General features: G+C 74.6%; 17 protein-coding genes. 8 read left to right on the top strand and 9 right to left on the bottom strand.

Features of this window, described 5'->3' with window-relative positions; translation table 11 throughout:
- Positions 1-14 precede the first annotated feature (14 nt).
- Entirely contained in the window at positions 15-536 is a 522-nt protein-coding gene (locus tag rosag_RS00085; RefSeq protein WP_284347941.1) for a YfiT family bacillithiol transferase, read from the top strand.
- Positions 537-906: 370 nt separating this feature from the next.
- Here rosag_RS00085 and rosag_RS00080 read toward each other — a convergent pair whose 3' ends face one another.
- From rosag_RS00080 to rosag_RS00060, 5 genes are all read right to left on the bottom strand, one after another.
- On the bottom strand, positions 907-1200 hold the full coding sequence (locus tag rosag_RS00080; RefSeq protein WP_284347940.1) for a hypothetical protein: 294 nt from the start codon (positions 1198-1200) through the stop codon (positions 907-909).
- Between the two features lie 30 nt (positions 1201-1230).
- The gene (locus rosag_RS00075; protein ID WP_284347939.1) at positions 1231-2244 is read right to left on the bottom strand and encodes a DUF6929 family protein; all 1014 of its coding nucleotides are present in this window, start codon (positions 2242-2244) and stop codon (positions 1231-1233) included.
- Positions 2241-3473 carry a glucose-1-phosphate adenylyltransferase family protein gene (locus rosag_RS00070; RefSeq protein ID WP_284347938.1) on the bottom strand — a complete coding sequence of 411 codons (1233 nt, stop codon included), beginning with the start codon at positions 3471-3473 and terminating at the stop codon, positions 2241-2243. The genes rosag_RS00075 and rosag_RS00070 overlap by 4 nt, the downstream gene beginning before the upstream one ends.
- A gap of 44 nt (positions 3474-3517) precedes the next feature.
- Complete coding sequence (locus tag rosag_RS00065) at positions 3518-6910, bottom strand: S41 family peptidase (protein ID WP_284347937.1); 3393 nt, start codon at positions 6908-6910, stop codon at positions 3518-3520.
- Positions 6911-7233: 323 nt separating this feature from the next.
- Positions 7234-7707, bottom strand: coding sequence for a hypothetical protein (locus rosag_RS00060; protein ID WP_284347936.1), 474 nt, complete (start codon positions 7705-7707; stop codon positions 7234-7236).
- A gap of 142 nt (positions 7708-7849) precedes the next feature.
- On the opposite strand from rosag_RS00060, the gene rosag_RS00055 reads away from it, so the two are divergent.
- Both rosag_RS00055 and rosag_RS00050 read left to right on the top strand, forming a co-directional pair.
- The gene (locus rosag_RS00055; RefSeq protein ID WP_284347935.1) at positions 7850-8392 is read left to right on the top strand and encodes a GNAT family N-acetyltransferase; all 543 of its coding nucleotides are present in this window, start codon (positions 7850-7852) and stop codon (positions 8390-8392) included.
- 106 nt (positions 8393-8498) lie between these two features.
- Positions 8499-9314, top strand: coding sequence for an SDR family oxidoreductase (locus rosag_RS00050; protein ID WP_284347934.1), 816 nt, complete (start codon positions 8499-8501; stop codon positions 9312-9314).
- Between the two features lie 6 nt (positions 9315-9320).
- Here rosag_RS00050 and rosag_RS00045 read toward each other — a convergent pair whose 3' ends face one another.
- The 4 genes from rosag_RS00045 to rosag_RS00030 all read right to left on the bottom strand — a co-directional run bounded on the left by rosag_RS00045 (position 9321) and on the right by rosag_RS00030 (position 12317).
- Positions 9321-10202, bottom strand: coding sequence for a manganese catalase family protein (locus rosag_RS00045; protein ID WP_284347933.1), 882 nt, complete (start codon positions 10200-10202; stop codon positions 9321-9323).
- Positions 10203-10284: 82 nt separating this feature from the next.
- A complete protein-coding gene (locus rosag_RS00040) occupies positions 10285-10866 on the bottom strand; it encodes a hypothetical protein (protein ID WP_284347932.1) in 582 nt (193 codons plus the stop codon).
- 276 nt (positions 10867-11142) lie between these two features.
- A complete protein-coding gene (locus rosag_RS00035; protein ID WP_284347931.1) occupies positions 11143-11889 on the bottom strand; it encodes a CAAX prenyl protease-related protein in 747 nt (248 codons plus the stop codon).
- 14 nt (positions 11890-11903) lie between these two features.
- Positions 11904-12317, bottom strand: coding sequence for an FKBP-type peptidyl-prolyl cis-trans isomerase (locus rosag_RS00030; RefSeq protein WP_284347930.1), 414 nt, complete (start codon positions 12315-12317; stop codon positions 11904-11906).
- A 445-nt stretch (positions 12318-12762) separates the two neighbouring features.
- On the opposite strand from rosag_RS00030, the gene rosag_RS00025 reads away from it, so the two are divergent.
- The 5 genes from rosag_RS00025 (at position 12763) to rosag_RS00005 (ending at position 17331) form a co-directional block, all read left to right on the top strand.
- Positions 12763-13920: a hypothetical protein gene (locus rosag_RS00025; protein WP_284347929.1), complete on the top strand. Its 1158-nt coding sequence runs from the start codon at positions 12763-12765 to the stop codon at positions 13918-13920.
- Positions 13921-14227: 307 nt separating this feature from the next.
- Entirely contained in the window at positions 14228-15004 is a 777-nt protein-coding gene (locus rosag_RS00020) for an SDR family NAD(P)-dependent oxidoreductase (protein ID WP_284347928.1), read from the top strand.
- 7 nt (positions 15005-15011) lie between these two features.
- Positions 15012-15710: a hypothetical protein gene (locus rosag_RS00015; protein WP_284347927.1), complete on the top strand. Its 699-nt coding sequence runs from the start codon at positions 15012-15014 to the stop codon at positions 15708-15710.
- Between the two features lie 31 nt (positions 15711-15741).
- Complete coding sequence (locus rosag_RS00010) at positions 15742-16140, top strand: BlaI/MecI/CopY family transcriptional regulator (protein ID WP_284347926.1); 399 nt, start codon at positions 15742-15744, stop codon at positions 16138-16140.
- An 18-nt stretch (positions 16141-16158) separates the two neighbouring features.
- On the top strand, positions 16159-17331 hold the full coding sequence (locus tag rosag_RS00005; protein WP_284347925.1) for a M56 family metallopeptidase: 1173 nt from the start codon (positions 16159-16161) through the stop codon (positions 17329-17331).
- The last annotated feature ends 123 nt before the right edge of the window (positions 17332-17454 follow it).

Genomic DNA, 17454 nt, shown 5'->3' with positions numbered 1-17454 from the left:
CCCGATCCCGCCCCATGAGCGACGACCTGCGCTACCCGATCGGCAACTGGAGCACGCCCGCCGACGACCCGGCGGTGATGACCGCGCTGGTGGACGACATCGCCGCGGCGCCGGCGAGGCTGCGCGCCGCGATCTCGGGCCTGGATGCGTCGCAGCTGGACACGCCCTACCGCGACGGCGGGTGGACGGTGCGGCAGGTCGTGCACCACGTGGCGGACAGCCACATGAACGCATACGTGCGCGTGAAGAAGGCGCTCACGGAGCCGGGGACGCCGATCGCCGCGTATGAAGAGTCGCTGTGGGCGACGCTGCCCGATTCGCGGCTCGAGCCCGAGGTGTCGCTGCAGCTGCTCGACGCGCTGCACGTGCGCTGGGTGACGACGCTGCGCGCGCTCGCGCCCGAGGACTGGGAGAAGACCTACGCCCACCCGGAGATGGGCCCGGTCACGCTGCGCACGGCGCTGGGGATCTACGCGTGGCACGGGAAGCACCACACGGCGCACGTCACCGGCCTCCGCGAACGGCAGGGATGGTAGGCGCGGCTGCGGACTGCGGGCTGCGGATCTGAACGACGAAGTGCTTTGACAGGATGACAGGATGACCAGGAGGCTCTGCGCGGCGCGCTGCTCCAAGCGCCGGTGCGGAGCCTCTTCGTCATCCTGTCATCCTGTCCAAGGCCGTTCCGGGGCTCGCGCGCCGGACCCTCGCTGCCTGTGGGGAGGGATGCGGATGCTTCGGATCACGACGGATCATTCGGATCTCCTCCGCACCGGCGCACGGAGCGTCGCCGCGACGCGGAGCGATCCGAACGATCCGCCACATCCGGAGCATCCGCGTCCTCTCCAATAGGCACAGGGGCCCGGCGGGAAGACGGGGCCCGACCTCGAGGTCCGCGGCCCGCAGACGTCAGCTGGCCAGGCGCTTCGCCCGCGCGGTCCAGAGTGCGGCCCCGATCGCGGTCGCGAGGCCGAAGGCCGCGACGGCGAAGCCGACCTCCGCCCAGCGCGTGTAGCGGGCGTGCGCGGCGAGCCCCGCGAACAGCACCTTCGCGCCAGGCGTGTTCACGGCGCCGGCGTCCTCGAGGCGGCGCATGTTCGCGTAGGCGACGGCGTAGAGCGTCGCGCCGGCCGACAGCAGCGCCAGGCTGGCGCGCTCGGCCCAGCGGGCGGGGCGGGGGGCGGTAGTCGTGCCGGCACTCATGCCGGGAGGACGCACGCCCGGCGCCGCGGGTTACACGCCCGGGACGCCCTGCAGCGTCGCCTCGTGCAGCTCCGTCGGAGCGTCCGGGTCGTCGGCGTCCGTCACCAGCCAGAGCGACGAGCCGTCGGCCGTGCGGGGCAGCACCCCCTCGACCTTGCCGCGGAAGGGCGCGCCGCTCGCGTCGAGCACCGGCGTCCACCGCGCGCTCCCGTCCGGCGCGATGAGGCCGAGCGCCGATCCCGTCACCTCGCCGTCGTCGTACGTGTTCGGCGAGCGCTCGGCCGCCGCGGCGTAGAGGATCGTGCCGTCGGCGAGCCGCGCGGCGTCGGTGAACGCGAGCGTCGCCCCCTCGACGTCGCCGAGCGCGTACGGCCGCACCGCGTCGATCGGCGGCACGGGACCGCCGTGCAGGAGGAACGCGAGCAGCGCGTCGCGCGCGACGTCGCCGGTGGCGCTCACGGGCGCCCTGCCGTCGCGCACGGCGCCGTTGCCGCGGCCGAACAGGCGCACGCGGTCGCCCGCCACCACCGCGCCCTCGACGTTCAGCTCACTGCCCGCGAACCCCGGCGCGTCGCGCAGCGCGGCGTAGAGCGGCGCCGCGTCGATGAAGCGCACGTCGGCCCGCGCGGGATCGGGGGCGCCATCGGGGAACGTCGCCACCAGCACGCGCTCACGCCGCGGCGTGGAGCCCGACCCGAACGCGAGCACGCGCACGCCGCCGTCGTCCGCGGGCAGCGCGACGCACGCCTCGAGGTCGTACTTGCGGTCCTTGTTGCCGCGCGCGGTGGAGAACTGGCGGCGCCCGTCGTCGTCGGCAGGGAGCGTCACCGCGCACGCGAGCCCCGTGGCCGGATCGACGAGCGCGAGGAACGCCGCGTCGTCCTGCACCACGACCAGCCGGTCGCCCACGCGCGCCAGCCCCGAGCCCGCGCGCACGTGCGCGGGGCGGTCGAGCGCCTCGTCGGCGCCGTCGGAGTAGCGCAGCGCGACGCGGCGGCCGAGGCGCGCCACGAGCCGCGGATCGTGCGTCGCGTGCAGCATCATCGCGGCTCCGCGTCGCGCCGCGCGGCGTCGCGCGTGGCGCCCGCGGCCAGCCGCTCGCCGGCGTCCACGCGCGCGCCCATGCCCACCACCGTGATCGCGTCGTCGCCCTCGCCCGCCCCGCCCACCACCGCGCCGGCGCCCACCTCCACGCCGTCGTCGAGCACCGCGCGCACGACGCGCGCGCCCCGACGCACGACCGCGCCGTGCAGCAGCACGCTGTCGTGCACCTCGGCCCCCGCCTCGACGATCGCGCCCGGTCCCAGCACCGAACGCGCGACGCGCCCCGCGACGTACGCGCCCGGCGCGAGCAGCGCGTCCGCCAGCTCCGCGCCGCGCGACACGCGCGCCGGCATGAGCTGCGCGGCGGCCGTGCGCACCGGCCACGCGGGGTCGTCCACCACCAGCGCCGGCTCGTCGCCCAGCAGGTCCATGTGGCCGCGCCAGTAGCTGCCGGGCGTGCCGAGGTCGCGCCAGTAGCCCGCGTGCGGCACGCAGTGCGCGCGCCCCTCGCGCACCAGCGCCGGCAGCAGGTGGTCGCCGAAGTCCTGCAGGTGCGGCACGTCGTCGCGCCGCTCCACCTCCGCCGCCAGCGCGTCGAGTGTCGCGAGCAGGTGTTGCAGGTCGTACGCGAACACCTCCGTCGTGACGGTGACGCGCGCGCCGTCGCCCGGTGGATGCTCCGGCTTGTAGTCGAACGCCTGCACGCGCCCGCCCGCCGCCACGTGGACGACGCCGAAGCGCGACGCCTCGTCGCGCGCGACCTCCGTCGTCACCATCGTCACCGAGGCGCGCGCCTCGCGGTGCGCGTCCAGCACGTCGCGCAGGTCCACGCGCTCCACGTGGTCCGCGCTCAGCACCACCAGCTCGTCGGCGCCCGACTCCGCGAGCAGCGCGCGGTGCCGCCAGAGCGCGTCGGCGTTGCCGCCGGCGAAGCCCTCGCCGTGCGCACCCGTGAACGGCGGCAGGATCCGCAGCCCGCCCTGGTTGCGATCGAGGTCCCACGGCCGCCCGTTCAGCAGGTGGTCGTTGAGCGCGTGCGGCTGGTACTGCTCCACCACCCACACGTCCGACAGCCCGCTGTGCACGCAGTTGGTGAGCGGGAAGTCGATCATGCGGTACCCGCCGCCGAACGGCAGCGCGGGCTTCGCGCGGCGCTGCGTGAGGGGGCCGAGGCGGGAGCCTTTGCCGCCGGCGAGGACGAGGGCAAGCGTACGGGGGCGGGACGCCATGGCGCCCCGCCCCCGCAAACACCCTGCCCGTCAGTCGGACGCGCTCAGGGGTTGGTCCCGCGCTTGCCCCACGTCGGCGCCGTCGGCTCCTTCATCATGCGGTCGATCGGCTTCGCGGCCAGCAGGCGCAGCGCCTCCTGCACGGCGCGCTCCAGCTGCGGATCGCGGCCGGCGATGACCTCCTTCGGCCAGTTCTCGACGTCGATGTCCGGCGCGACGCCCTCGTTCTCGACCGCGAACTTCCCCTCGCGCGAGAAGAAGCCGAAGCGCGGCGCGATCATCGAGCCGCCGTCGACGAAGGGCGGCGTGTCGGTCGTCGCGACCAGCCCGCCCCACGTGCGCTTGCCCACCAGCGGGCCGATGCCGCGGCGCTTGAACATGTACGGCATCAGGTCGCCGCCCGAGCCGGCCATCTCGTTGATGATCATCACCTTCGGGCCCCAGATGCCGGCCGCGGGGCTGGTGTACGGCACGCGGTCGCCGACGGGGTTGTTGAAGTAGCCGTCGAAGTCGCGCCCGAGGATGTCGACGATGTAGTCGGCGGCCGAGCCGCCGCCGTTGAAGCGCTCGTCGATCACCGCACCCTGCCGGTCCTGCTGCGCGAAGTAGTAGCGGTTGAAGCTCGTGTAGCCCGGCTGCCCGGTGTTGGGCACGTAGACGTACGCGATGCGCCCGCCCGACAGGGAATCCACGAGGCGACGGTTGCGCTCGACCCACGCGCGCGTGCGCAGCCCCTGCTCGTTGGCGATCGGGATCACCGTCACCTGCCGCGCGCCCGCCATCGACGGCGTCGCGTTCACCGTCAGCACCGTCTGCCGGTTGGCCGTGCCGTCCAGCAGGCGGTACAGGTTGTCCGGCGCGGTGAGCTCGACGCCGTTGACCGCCAGCACGTAGTCGCCGCGAGCGACGTTCACGCCCGGCATCGCCAGCGGCGCGCGCAGCTCGGGGTTCCAGCTCTCCGCGTCGTAGATGCGCGCGATGCGGTAGCGGCCGCCCTCGACCGTGAAGTCGGCGCCGAGGAGGCCGGCGGTGGACGTCGGGACCTCGGGCATGTCGCCGCCGCGCACGTACGAGTGCCCGATCGCCGTCTCGGCCCCCATCATGTCGATGAGGTAGTTGAGGTCCGCCCGGTGGTTCACGTGCGCCAGCAGCGGCTCGTACATCTTCCGCATCGCCGGCCAGTCCGTGCCGTGCAGGTTCTTCACGTAGAAGTTGTTGCGCTGGTTGCGCCATCCTTCCGCGAAGATCTGCGCGAACTCCGCCTTCGGGTCGACGTACGCGCGCAGCTGCGCGTTCAGCCGCCCCTGCCCCGCCGTCGGCGCGGCCTTGTCGGCGTCCACCAGGAAGAGCGCGGCCTGCTGCCCGGGCGTGCGGTAGAGGAGCTTCTTCCCGTCGGCGCTGACGACGTACTGCGCGACGTTGGTCGCGAACGGCGCCGCGCGGCGCGTCGTCAGCTGGTAGCGGTGCAGCGTGCCGCCGCCCCCGCCGAAGCCGCCCTGCGCGCTGGTGCCCGTCTGCGGGACCGCCTCGACGAAGTACACCGTGCCCGGCGCGCCCGCGCGCAGCTGCGCGTAGTCGCGGATGGCGACGTCCTGCACGGCGATGATGCGCTGCTGCAGCCCGTCGAAGTCGATGCGCACCGTCGTCGAGCGCGGGCCGATCGCGGCCGCGCGCGCGGCGGTGTCTCGCGGCTGGGCGCTCGCCGCGCGCGTCGCCGACGCGGGCGTCGCGCTGCTGTCCGCGGGCGGCATGTCGCGCCCCGGCTGCTGCGGCGCGCGGCCCGCGCGCGCGGCCTCCTCGTCGCTCTCCGGCAGCAGCGGCGACGGCTCGCCCTTCGCCAGCACCATCAGGTACAGGCCGCGCGTCTGCTCATGCTCGTACGCCGACATGTCGAGCAGCCCCGAGTTCATCGCGAAGTTCGTCGACGCCATGAACCAGAGGTACTTGCCGCTCGCGTCCCACGCCGGCTGCGTCGCGTCGGCGAGGCCGTCGGTCACCTGCCGCGCGCGTCCGGCCTCCACGTCGTAGAGGAAGATCGCGCGGTACAGCGACGGCAGGCGCTTCGGGTACGCGATGTAGCGCGAGTCCGGGCTCCACACCGGCACGATGGTGCGCGAGCCGCTGAAGTGCGGGTCGGTGTCGGCGCGCGTCGCGCGTCCGCTGGCGACGTCCAGCACCCACAGGTTCAGGTGCGAGTCCTGGTACGCGATGCGGCGCCCGTCCGGCGACCACGCGGGCGCGTACGGGCGGCTCGGCTCCGGCAGGGCGATCTCGCGCGGCGGCGCGATGCCTTCCTGTTGCGTCACATACAGTCGGTATTCACCGGAACGATCGCTGAAGTACGCCACCGACCGGCCGTCCGGCGACCATACGGGCGCGATCTCCGCCGACCCGCTGGCGTGCGTCAGGTTGCGCACGTCGCCCTTCTCGGCCGGAATGGTGAAGATCTCGCCGCGCGCCTCGACCGCCGCGCGCTTGCCGGTGGGCGAGAGCGCGAGGTCGGTCATGCGGTTCGCGACGTCCTTCCACTGCGGCATCATCCACGGGAAGTCGCCCGCGACCGCGATGTCGAGCCGCTTCGTGCGCCCGCTCGCGGGGTCGAGCTCATGGAGGTATCCGGCCTGCTCGAACACCAGCACGCCGCCGCCCGCGTCGAGCGTCTTCACGTCGAAGTCGGTGAAGCGCGTGAGCTGGCGCAACGGCCTGTCCTTGCCGTCGTACGCCCAGACGTTCTGCACGCCGTCGCGGTCCGAGATGAAGTACACCGAGCTGCCCAGCCAGACGGGATCGATGTCCTTCGAGTCGGTCCACGTCGGCGTCTCCACCGTGTGGCTCGCGAGGTCCATGATCCAGATGGGCCGATTCTGGCCGCCGCGGTAGTTGCGGCGCTCGTCGTCCCAGGAGTTGTTCATGCGGTACGCGACGCGCTTGCCGTCGGGCGAGATCTTCCCCTGGAAGGCGCGCGGCATCGGCATCGCGGCCTCGGGGCCGCCGGCGGCGGGCACGGTCCAGAAGCGCGGCGCGGCGGTGGGCGCGGCCGTCGCGCGATTCGACGCGAAGACGATCGCGGCGCCGTCGGGCGTCCACCCCTGCACCTGGTCGGGCGACGCGTGCCACGTCAGGCGCTTCGGCTGGCCGCCCTGCACCGGCACGACGTACACGTCGGTGTTCCCGCCGTACTCGGCGCTGAACGCGACCCAGCGCCCGTCGGGCGAGAGCTTGGGATTCGTCGTCTCGCCCTGGAAGCTGGTGAGGCGGCGCGCGTTGCCGCCGGCGCGCTCGACGACCCAGACGTTGTTGGCGTAGGTGAAGGCGACGTGCTGCGCGCTGACGCTGGGCATGCGCAGCAGACGCGTGGCGCTGGGCGACTGGGCGCCGAGGGGCAGCGCGGCGGCCAGCGCGACCGCGAGGGCGGCGCGTGGGAGCTGTGGGGACATCGGGAGACGGGTGGGGGGCGGACGGCGCGACGCGTGGGGACGCGGCGTCCTATGCTACGTCGGGGACCTGCAAGGCGCTGCGGGCTGCGGGTCCTGCTCCGTGCCCTCGGCGGCCGACGTCGCGCCCGGGCTGTTGGCCATTGGTGCGGATGCGGATGCTCCGGATCGGAACGGATCAGACGGATCGCGCCGTGTGGCGCATGAGACGTCGCCGCGATGCGGAGCGATCCGAAGCATCGCCGTTCACGATCCGGAGCATCCGCATCCCTCCCAGAGGCACAGAGGTCCGGCGCGATGCTGCTGGCCACGCCGCACGCAGCGTCCTAGTGGTGCTTCGCCCCGCCTGGCGCGCACCCGTGCTCCACGGGCTCGAAGCGGTCGTGCAGCGCCTTCAGCGACGCCTTGAGCTGCGCGTCGGTGGTCGCGGGCTTCGCGGCGAGGTCGGCGAGCGCGCGCGCGTCGGTGGCCAGCGCGGCGATGGTGGTGCGCGTGGCCGGCGTGTCGCAGGCCTTCGGCACCGCGGCCGCGGCCCAGGCGCGCGCGGCGTCGGCGAGCGCGCCGGCGCGGGCGCGCAGTGGCTTCAGGTCGTCGCTCCTGCTGGCCGGATGCCACGTGGCGGCGAGCTGCGTGTGGAACGCGTCCATCTCCTTCCAGCCGGCGGCGGCGTGGTGCCCGTCCTTCGTCACCTTCGCGCTGTCCGCCGTCGCGGGCGCGGGATGGTGGCCGGTGTGCTGCGCGCGTGCGGCGGCGGGGGCCGCGAGCAGGACGAGCGGGAGGAGCAGAGATGGACGGCGCATTGTGAGGATCGACGGGTCGTGGTGGTGACGGGCGTGCCGGAGGCAGCGTGCGTGCGGCATGAATGCAGCACGCGCGGGCTCGCGCGCGCCAGCCCTCCGCGGCCCACTTCCCCGCCCTGCCGGGCGCGATTAGCTCCCGCGCATGGCCATCGACGATCCCACCACCGCCCTCCGCCTGCGCGCCGCCACGGCGGACGACGTCCCCACCGTCCTGCGCCTGATCCGCGGGCTGGCCGAGTACGAGCGGCTCCTCGACGAGTGCGTCGCGACCGAGGCGCAGCTGCGCGAGACGCTGTTCGGCGCGCAGCCGCAGGCCGAGGTCGTGATCGCGGAGTGGAACGGCGAGGCGGCGGGGTTCGCGCTCTTCTTCCACAACTACTCCACCTTCCTCGCGCGGCGCGGCCTCTACCTCGAGGACCTGTTCGTCTTCCCCGAGCACCGCGGCCGCGGGATCGGGCGCGCGCTGCTGTCGCACCTCGCGCGCGTCGCGCTCGCGCGCGGCTGCGGGCGCTTCGAGTGGGCGGTGCTCGACTGGAACGCGCCGGCGATCGGCTTCTACCGGGCGCTGGGAGCGGTGGCGATGGACGAATGGACCGTGATGCGGGTGACGGGCGACGCGCTCGAACGGCTGGCAGCGGAGAACGGAAAGGCGGAGAACGAAACGGCGGAGGACGGAAGAGCGTGAAACGACAGGGCGGACTCTCGCCTGAAGCTGTAAGCTCGAAACGTCCGCCTCACCGTCTCACGCTTCATCGTCCTCCGCTTCATCGTCCTCCGCCCCACCGTCCTCCGTGTCCTCGTTCAAACAGAACGTCGTGGTGCTGACCGGCGCCAGCAGCGGCATCGGCCGCGCCCTCGCGCGCCAGCTCGCCGAACAGGGGGCGTGGCTGGCGCTCGCCGCGCGGTCGCGGGACGAGCTGGACGACGCGGTGCACGAGTGCCTCGCGGCCGGACGTGCGGTGGGCGCGCGCGCGATCGCGGTGCCGACCGACGTGAGCGACGAGGCGCAGTGCCGCGCGCTCGTCGAGCGCACGGTCGCGGAATACGGGCGCATCGACACGCTCGTCAACAACGCGGGCATCAGCATGTGGGCGCGCTTCGACGCGCTGCGCGACCTCGCGGGGCTCGAGCGCATCATGCGCGTGAACTACCTCGGCGCCGTGTACTGCACGTTCCACGCGCTGCCGCACCTGAAGCGCACGCGCGGGCGCATCGTCGGCGTCGCGAGCCTGACCGCGAAGACCGGCGTGCCCACGCGCACCGGCTACGCCGCCAGCAAGCACGCGATGGCGGGCTTCTTCGACTCGCTGCGCATCGAGCTGCAGGACGACGGCGTCAGCGTGACGATGGTCTATCCGGGCTTCGTCGCCACCGGTGTGCGCCGCCACGCCGTCGGCCCCGACGGGCGCCCGCTCGGTGAGAGCCCGGTGCAGGAGGATGCCGTCATGAGCGCCGACGAGTGCGCGCGCCTCACGCTGCGCGCCGCCGCGCGCCGCAAGCGCGAGCTCGTGATGACCGCGCGCGGAAAGGTCGGCCAGTGGCTGCGCCTCGTCGCGCCGTCGCTGACCGACCGGATCGCCGCACGCGCGATCGCGCGCGGGCGCTAGCCCGCGTCAGCCCTCGCCCGTGATCGCGTGCTTCATCGCGCCGAGCACGCCCGTGGGCGCGGTGACCTGCTCGGCCTGCGCGCCGCCGTTCGGGCGCGGCGCCGCCAGCGTCGGCACGTCGCCGAGGGGGCGCGCCGGCTCGACGCGGAACTCGCCCTTCCCGTCGACCGAGCGCCCACCGGCGAGCCGCTCCGGCAGCGGTCCCGCGTCGCCGCCCACCCGCGGGTCGACGAAGGCGTAGGCGAACTCCCTCGCCTCCTCCGACTGCGGGAAGCTGTTGGGGATCGGGAGCTGCTCCGTCTCGCCGCCGAGCTCCTCGATGACCGCCAGCCACTGGTTCTGGTGCATCGTGTCGCGCGCGATCAGGAACGACAGCATGTCCTTCATCCCTGCGTCGTCCGTCATGTGCCACAGGCGCGTCGCGAGCGCCCGCCCCGTCGCCTCGGCGGCGACGTTCGCGTACATGTCGGCGGCGACGTTGCCGCTGGCGTAGACGTGCGACGCGTTGAACGGGACGCCGTTGGCGTTCTCCGGCGTGGCGGCGAGCCCGGTGGACAGCACGTGGCGCAGGTTCATGCCGCCCATCACCGCACCGACGAGCGGATCCTTCGCCCCTTCCTCCTGGAACGACAGCGGGGCGCCCTCGAGGTTGAGCGCCACCGCGGTCGCGAGCATCTCGATGTGCCCGATCTCCTCGGTGCCGGTGGCGAGGATCATCTCGCGGTACCGGCGTGGGCCGCGCTGCCCCCACGCCTGGAAGAGGTACTGCATCATCACGCGGATCTCGCCCTCGACCCCGCCGATCGCCTGCTGGAGCGCGCGCGCGAAGACCGGGTTCGGTCGTTCGACGCGCACCGGGTACTGGAGCCTGCCGTCCGAGTAGAACATTGCGCCGCCTCCGGGCCGTGGTGGACTCGGGGGGCGGCGCAATGTTCGGACTCAAACTATCGGGAACGCCCGGGTCGTCCGGTCAGTGGTGCGCGTGCGCGGCGACCTCCGCCGCCGCGGGCGCGGCCGGAGCGTAGTCGCAGCTCACCGTCGGGTTGAACGCGGTGAAGGTGCCGTTCGGGTTGTGCTGCCCCACCCACGCGTGGAGCGCGTACGTCTGCATCGGGCCGACCGGCGGGCCGTTCTCGAACGCGACGTCGAACAGCGACGGGCGCGACGAGCCGGGCGTGTTGACCTGCATGTACTCCACCGCGACCAGGCGCAGGCGCCCGTTCTTCTGCGGCTCGTAGACGAGGATCTCGGGGTTCGCCGGGTCGAGCGTGGGGTCCATCACGCCCGCGACGTTCACGTAGTGGACGCCCATGCCGCCGAGCCCCGGGACGGCGACGCACCCGCCCTGCGGCGCGTAGCCCGCGGCGACGGCCGCGTCGACGTCCATGAACCGCGCGGCCGCCGCGCGCGCCGCCGCGAGCGCCTGGTTCGCCTCGGCGCGGTTCATCGCCCGCGCGCCGGCGCGGAGCGCGGGATCGGTGGGCGTGCCGTCGGCGCAGGCGGCGATGAGGACGGCGGCGAGCGAGAGTCGGAAGGCGTGACGGAGCGACATGATCGGATCCGATTGGCGATGAGGTCAGGCCGCAGCGGCATCCGCCGCGCGACGCCATGAACCTTCAACCGCGGGTCGGCTCACACTTGGGTCGCAATACCCAATTTCGTGCGGAGGCGGAGGACGGAACGGCGGAGGACGATGAAGCGGAGGACGGAACGGCGTGAAACGGAGAGGCGGACCTCTCGGCTTGAAGCATCAAGCTCGAAGGGTCCGCCTTATCGTTTCACGCTTCATCGTTACCCGCCGTTCCGTCCTCCGCCCCACCGTCCTCCGTCACATCCAGAACGTCCAGTGCTTGGTCCCGATGACGAACACCGACAGCGCCAGGTTCGTCGTCGCGTGCGCCAGGATCAGGTCCCCCATCGACCGCGTGCGCCGCATCCACCAGTTGTAGATCACGCCGCACAGCAGCCCCACCTCCCAGTACGGCCCGTGCTCGGCCGCGAACAGGACGGCGGTGGCCCAGAACGCGAACGTCGTGAAGGTGCCGAGCGGGACGCGCTGGAAGCGCGTGTCCTGCAGCCAGCGCGGGAGCCAGCCGCGCCAGAACAGCTCCTCCAGCACCGGCACCAGCAGCGCCGCGCGCGCCGTGCGCAGCACGAGCATCAGCGGCGTCAGCTCCTCGGGCGGGATGGACGTCTTGAGGCGGCCCGTGATCCCGTTCTGGAAGAGCGGCGACTCGCGCCAGCCCGGCACCAGCAGGTCGGGCGCGACCCAGAGCGCGCACACGGCGATGCCCAGCCCGATGCTCGCCAGCCAGTGCGGCGCGCGGCGCGCGTGCTCGGCCAGCACGCGCCGCGAGAAGAGCAGGATCGACGTCAGGATGACGAGGTCGCGCACGACCTCCTTCAGCGGCTGCTCCAGCGGCAGGTGGCCGTCGAGCGCCAGCCAGACCATGAAGACGGCGAACGGCCCGACCCAGGCGAGCGTGCCGGTGCCCGGCGCGTCGGGGAGGTCGGGGGCGCGCGGCGGAGGCGCCTCGTCGGGGGCGACGGGGACGGGCGGGGTGGCGATGGACATCAGTTGCGTCGGGGTCAGCGCGGGCAGCTGCGCGTGGAGTCGGCGGGGTTGAGCGGGCGCGGCGGCGTCGCCGGGGCCGGCGTGGCGGGCGGCTCCTCGACGCCGAGCAGCTCGACGTCGAAGATCAGCTCCGCGCAGGGCGGGATGGTGGGGGAGCGGCCGGGGATCCCGTAGGCCAGCTGGTACGGGATGAACAGCCGGCGGCGGCCGCCCACGCGCATCCCCTCGAAGCCCGCGTCCCAGCCGGGGATGACGCGGCGGCGCCCCTGCTCGAAGCGGAGCGGCTCGTTGCGGTCGCGCGACGAGTCGAACTTCCGCCCGTCGGTCAGCCAGCCCGTGTAGTGGACGACGTACACCTTCCCCGGCGCGGCCAGGGTGCCGGTCCCCTCGGCGATGTCCTGATACCGCATCTGGTATTGCGTCCGCACCACACCCTTCACTTCGGGAATGGGCGCGGGTAGCGTGTGACCGGCATCACCCCGGGGGCGCGCGCATCCTCCCAGGAGGCTCGCTGCGCAGAGGACGAGGCCGCCGAGGCGCCGCGCGAGCCGCCCGTGGTCCGCCGGCGCTGGCGGGCCCGAGCGCAACGGCGCGCGTCGTGCTTGTGCTCGAGGCTGCCAGAGCGCCCGCGCGGCGGGATGGGACGGGACAGGGGGCATCGAGGGATCTCTGGAAGTCTCTGGAAGTCCTGCGGTTCACGGAGCCAGCGACCGACACTCTGCTGGTATGGCCGAGCTCCCCGTCCGGCCGACGCCCCGGCCGGGCGCCCCAACTTAGCATCCCGTCATCGAGTCCGGGCACGCCAGCCCCGGCCACGGCGACGTCCCCTCCGGTCCGCGACGACCTTCCCCGGTCGCGCGGGCTCCCTCCTCGGTGCCCCTGCTCCCTTCCAACCTCCCCCCCGCCCCTCCCCTGGCGCGGCTGCTCTCCGAGCTGCCGACGCCGGCGACGCGCGTGGTGTGCACGGGCGGCGTGACGCTGCGCCGCGGCCCGGCGGGAGCGCCGCCCGGCGCGTGGGGGGTGGCGGCCGACGCGCCCACACCGGCGGTGGGCGGCGCGGGAGTGGCGGGCAGTGGGCCGATGCTGGCGGCGACGCTGCGCGCGCTGGGCCTGCGCCCGGCCGACGTGGCCGCGGGGCTCTCCGCCGCGCCGCCGTGGGGCGCCGTCCCGGGCGTCGAGGGCACGCCGAACGGGCACGCGGCGACGCTGTGGACGTGGCAGGCGGTCGATCCGGACGCGCTGGCGCGCGACGAGGGGGTGCGCCCGGTGGTGCTCGTGACCGACGAGTGCGACCCACCCGGCGACGGCGGCGCCCATCTCGTCTCGGCCGCCGGGACGCTGGCGTGGCGTCCGCCGCTCGAGACGCTCGCCGACGTGCCCTCGCTCGGCGCGCACGCGCTGCGGCTGCGCTTCCTGGTGGACGCGGCCGAGCAGCGGGCGCTGGCGGCGGCGCTGCGCTATGCGCGGGCGGCGGAGGCCGCGCGGCAGACGGCGACGCTGCTCGACGCGCGCGAGCTGACGACGCTGGCCGTCTCGCCGGCGCTGTTCGTGGAGGTGGACGCGCTCTTCGGCGCGGCGTCGGAGACGCTGGACGCGGTCGCGCGGCTGCTGGAGGACGCGTTCGGCGCGGGGCGCTGGACGCGCGGCGCGCGGGGCAGGCGCGAGCCGGTCGCGCGCGGCCGCCGCGCCCCGTTCGACGCGCGCCTGCTGCGCGTGCGCGCGGCGCCGCCCGAGCTGCGCGACGCCCTGCTGTCGGTGTGGGACGCGCACGGGAGCGCGGCCGCGGGGCATCGCCGCGCCGTCCGCCGCGCCGCCGCGGCCGAGCTGGGCCCGCCGACGGTGCGCGTGCAGCGACTGGGCGACGGCGGGTGGAGCGTGCGCCTCCCCATCACCGCGGAGCCCGCGGGGCTGGAGACCACGGGTCCGCTCGCGCGCCGCGGCCGGCAGGACGCGTTCGGGCTGGCGTGGACATACGTCACGGAGGCGTGGCGCGCGGCAACGCTGGCGATCTACGCGGCGACCGCGGAATAGACGGCTGCGGGCTGCGCGCTGCGTGAACGACCTCTGGACGCGTCGTCGCGCAGCGGAGACGGTGCCTATTGGGGAGGACGCGGATGCTCCGGATGCGTCGGATCAGACGGATCGCTCCGCACCGGTGCAGGGAGCAACGCCGCCACGCGGGACGATCCGCAGCATCCGCATCATCCGGAGCATCCGCATCCTCCCCAAAGGCCAACAGGTCCGGCGTGAAGTCGCGCGCCACGCAGCACGCCGCCTCTCCCAGAATCCCGCGCGACACCGTAAGGTTGCCCGGCACCGCAACCGGAGGTCGTGCACGATGACGCAGGAGCTGGCAGGGCGCGTGGCCGTGGTCACGGGCGGCGCGTCGGGGATCGGGCGCGCGAGCGTGCACGCGCTGGCGCAGGCCGGCGCGCAGGTCGTCGTGGCCGACGTCGACGAGGCGCGCGCACGGAGCGTCGCCGACGAGGTGCACGCGGCAGGCGGCACCGCGCTCGCCGTCGTCGCCGACGTCACCGACGACGCGGCCGTGAAGGCGATGGTCGCGACGGCCGTCTCCACGCTCGGTGGGGTCGACCTGGCGGTGAACGCCGCGGGCGTCGGCGGCGTCGAGGCGCCCACGCACGCGTACGCCGAGGCCGCGTGGCTGCGCACCGTCGACGTCAACCTCACCGGCGTGTGGCGGTGCATGCGCCACCAGATCCCGGCGCTGCTCGCGCGCGGCGCGCAGACGGGACGCACGACCGCGATCGTCAACGTCGCGTCGGTCGCCGGACTCGCGGGCTTCCCCGCGCACGCGGCGTACGCGGCCAGCAAGCACGGCGTCGTCGGGCTGACGAAGACCGCGGCGCTGGAGTACGCGCGGCGCGGCCTGCGCGTGAACGCGATCTGCCCGGGCTTCACCGACACGCCGATGGTCGCGCAGATCACCGGCGCCGATCCCGAGCGCGAAGCGCAGCTCGCGCGCCGCCTGCCCATCGGCCGACTCGGCACCCCGGCGGAGATCGCGGCGGGCGTGCTGTACCTGTGCTCCGACGCGGCGGCGTTCATGATCGGACACGCGCTCGTGCTCGACGGCGGGATCGTCGCGGGATGAGGCGCCCATGAGCGAGCGACGCTTCGACGACCGCGAGGTCGCGCTCATCTTCAAGGGGGCGGCGTCGCTGGAACGGCAGACGCACGCACCGGGCGGGCTCACGCTGCCGGAGCTCGAGCGCGTCGCCGTCGAGGCGGGCCTCGATCCGGCGATGGTGCGACGCGCGGCCGCGGAGCTGGACGCGACGCGCGCCGCATCGAGTGGCGACCGGTGGCGCGGCGGGCCGCGCGCGCTGGTGATCGTGCGCGAGGTCGAGGTCGAGGGCGAGGTCGCCGTCGACGCATCGCACGTCGCCGACGCGCTGCTGGCCGCCGTGCGCCGCATCCCCGGCGTCGGCATGGGCACCGCGACCACGCTCGGCCGCACGTTCACGTGGCGCGGGCAGCTCGACGGCGCGCAGACGGACGTGAACGTCGTCCCGGCGCAGGGGCGCACGACCATCGAGGTGCGCGTCGCGCTCGACGGCGTGTCGCAGGGGACGTTCGCGAGCTGGTTCGTGGCGGCCGGCGGCGGCGGCGGCTTCCTCGCCTTCGCCGCGCTCGTGAACCCGCTCGGCGCCGTGGCGGTGGTGCCCGCGGCCGCGGTGGCGGGCGTGGGCTACGCGGTCGCGCGCCGGCGCTACGCACGGAAGGTCGCGGCATACGCGGCGCGCGCGCAGGCGCTCGCCGACGCCGTGGCGGCGGCGGGGACGACCGGCTCGCGTTGACGGATCGGGATCCGCCAATATATTGGCGGTCGTGCCCCGATCCCCCGCGCCCACGCCCGACGCCCTCAGCCGGCGCGAGCGGCAGATCCTCGACGTGCTCTATCGCCACGGCCCGTCGAGCGCCGGCGAGGTGTGCGCGCGCCTCGCCGGCGCGCCCAGCGAGACGGCCATGCGCACGCTGCTGCGCATCCTCGAGGACAAGGGCCACGTGCGCCACACGCGCGTCGGCACGCGGCACGTCTACGCGCCCACGGTCGCGCGCGACCAGGCGCGCGCCTCCGCGCTGCGCCACCTGCTCGGCACCTTCTTCGGCGGGTCGACGCGCGACGCGGTGGCCGCGCTGCTCGACGCGTCCGAGCGCGACCTGTCGCCGGCCGAGCGCGAGGAGCTGATCGCGATGATCGCCGACGCGCGGGCGCGCGGCGCGTGAGACGCGGGTGAGACGCGCGTGAGCGGCGGCGCGGCGCTCGGTGCGCTCTGGAACGGCTACGTCGTGCTGCTGCATGCGACGCTGTGCCTGGGCGGCGTCACGCTCGCGCTGCCGATCGCGCGCCGCGTGGGACCGGCGGCGCGCGCGCACGTCCACGCTGCGGCGCTCGTCGGCATGCTGCTCGTCTCGGTGCTGTGCTGGCTGCCCGTGGGCGCGTGGGGCCGCGGCGTCCCCGCGCCCGTCGCCGCGCCGCTGCTCGCACTCGGCGCCGCGGCGATGGCGTTCCCCACGGGGGAGGCTGCCGCGCGCACGACGGCGACGCTCGCGACCGCGCTGCTCGCGCTCTGGATCGGTGGCGCGCTGCTGGTGCTCGCGCGGATGGCCGCGGGCTGGTGGAGCGTGCGCGCGATCACGCGGCGCGCGACGCCGGTCACCGACCGCGCGTGGACGCGCGCGCTGCGCGATGCGTGCACCGCGATGGGCACGCACCAGGGCGTCGAGCTGCGCCTCAGCGACGAGGTGGCGACGCCGCTCACGTGGGGCACGCTGGATCCCGTGATCCTGCTGCCCTCGTCCGCCGCCGTGTGGCCGGCGGAGCGGCGCCGGCTCGCGCTGCTGCACGAGCTGGCCCACGTGCGCCGCCTCGACTGCGTGGTGCAGGCGCTCGCCCACGTGGCGTTCGCGTGGTACTGGTTCCACCCGGCCGCGTGGTGGGCGCGGCGCGGGCTGCGCGACGCGCGCGAGGAGGCGTGCGACGCGCGCGTGCTGGCCGCCGGCGTGCGGCCGAGCGAGTACGCGCAGTGCCTGCTGGACGTGGCGGCGGAGGCGCGCGGGCGCACGCTGCATGCGTCGGCTTCGCTGGCGATGGCGCGCGCGCCGCAGCTGCACACGCGCGTGCGCCGCGTGCTCGCGACGCGCGCAGGTGCACCCGTGCACGCGACGCCGACGTGGGTGTCGCGCGGCGTGCTCGCCGCCGCGCTCGCGTGGATGCTGCTGCTCGGCTCCCTGCGCCTGGGGCCCGACCGCGCGCTGCTGTGGGACGCGCTGGGCGGCGACGCCTGGCCACGCCGCGCGTACGCGGCCGCGGTGCTGGGCCAGAGCCGCTTTCCGCAGGTGCGCGCGGAGCTGCGCGCGCGCGCCGCCGACGATCCGCATCCCGTCGTGCGGCGCCTCGCGCGCGCCGCGCGCTAGGTCGTGTCTGACAATCCAGCCAGCGGTTCATAGCTTCGAGGGACGCTGGCTGGAGGTGCGCATGGGGTTGGCCGCCGACACGAACTGACCGACGCGGCATGGGCAGTGCTCGCGCCGTTGTTG

Origin of the sequence: Roseisolibacter agri (assembly GCF_030159095.1) — a bacterium.
Taxonomy (GTDB): domain Bacteria; phylum Gemmatimonadota; class Gemmatimonadetes; order Gemmatimonadales; family Gemmatimonadaceae; genus Roseisolibacter; species Roseisolibacter agri.
This window is presented reverse-complemented; position numbering and strand designations above follow the sequence as displayed.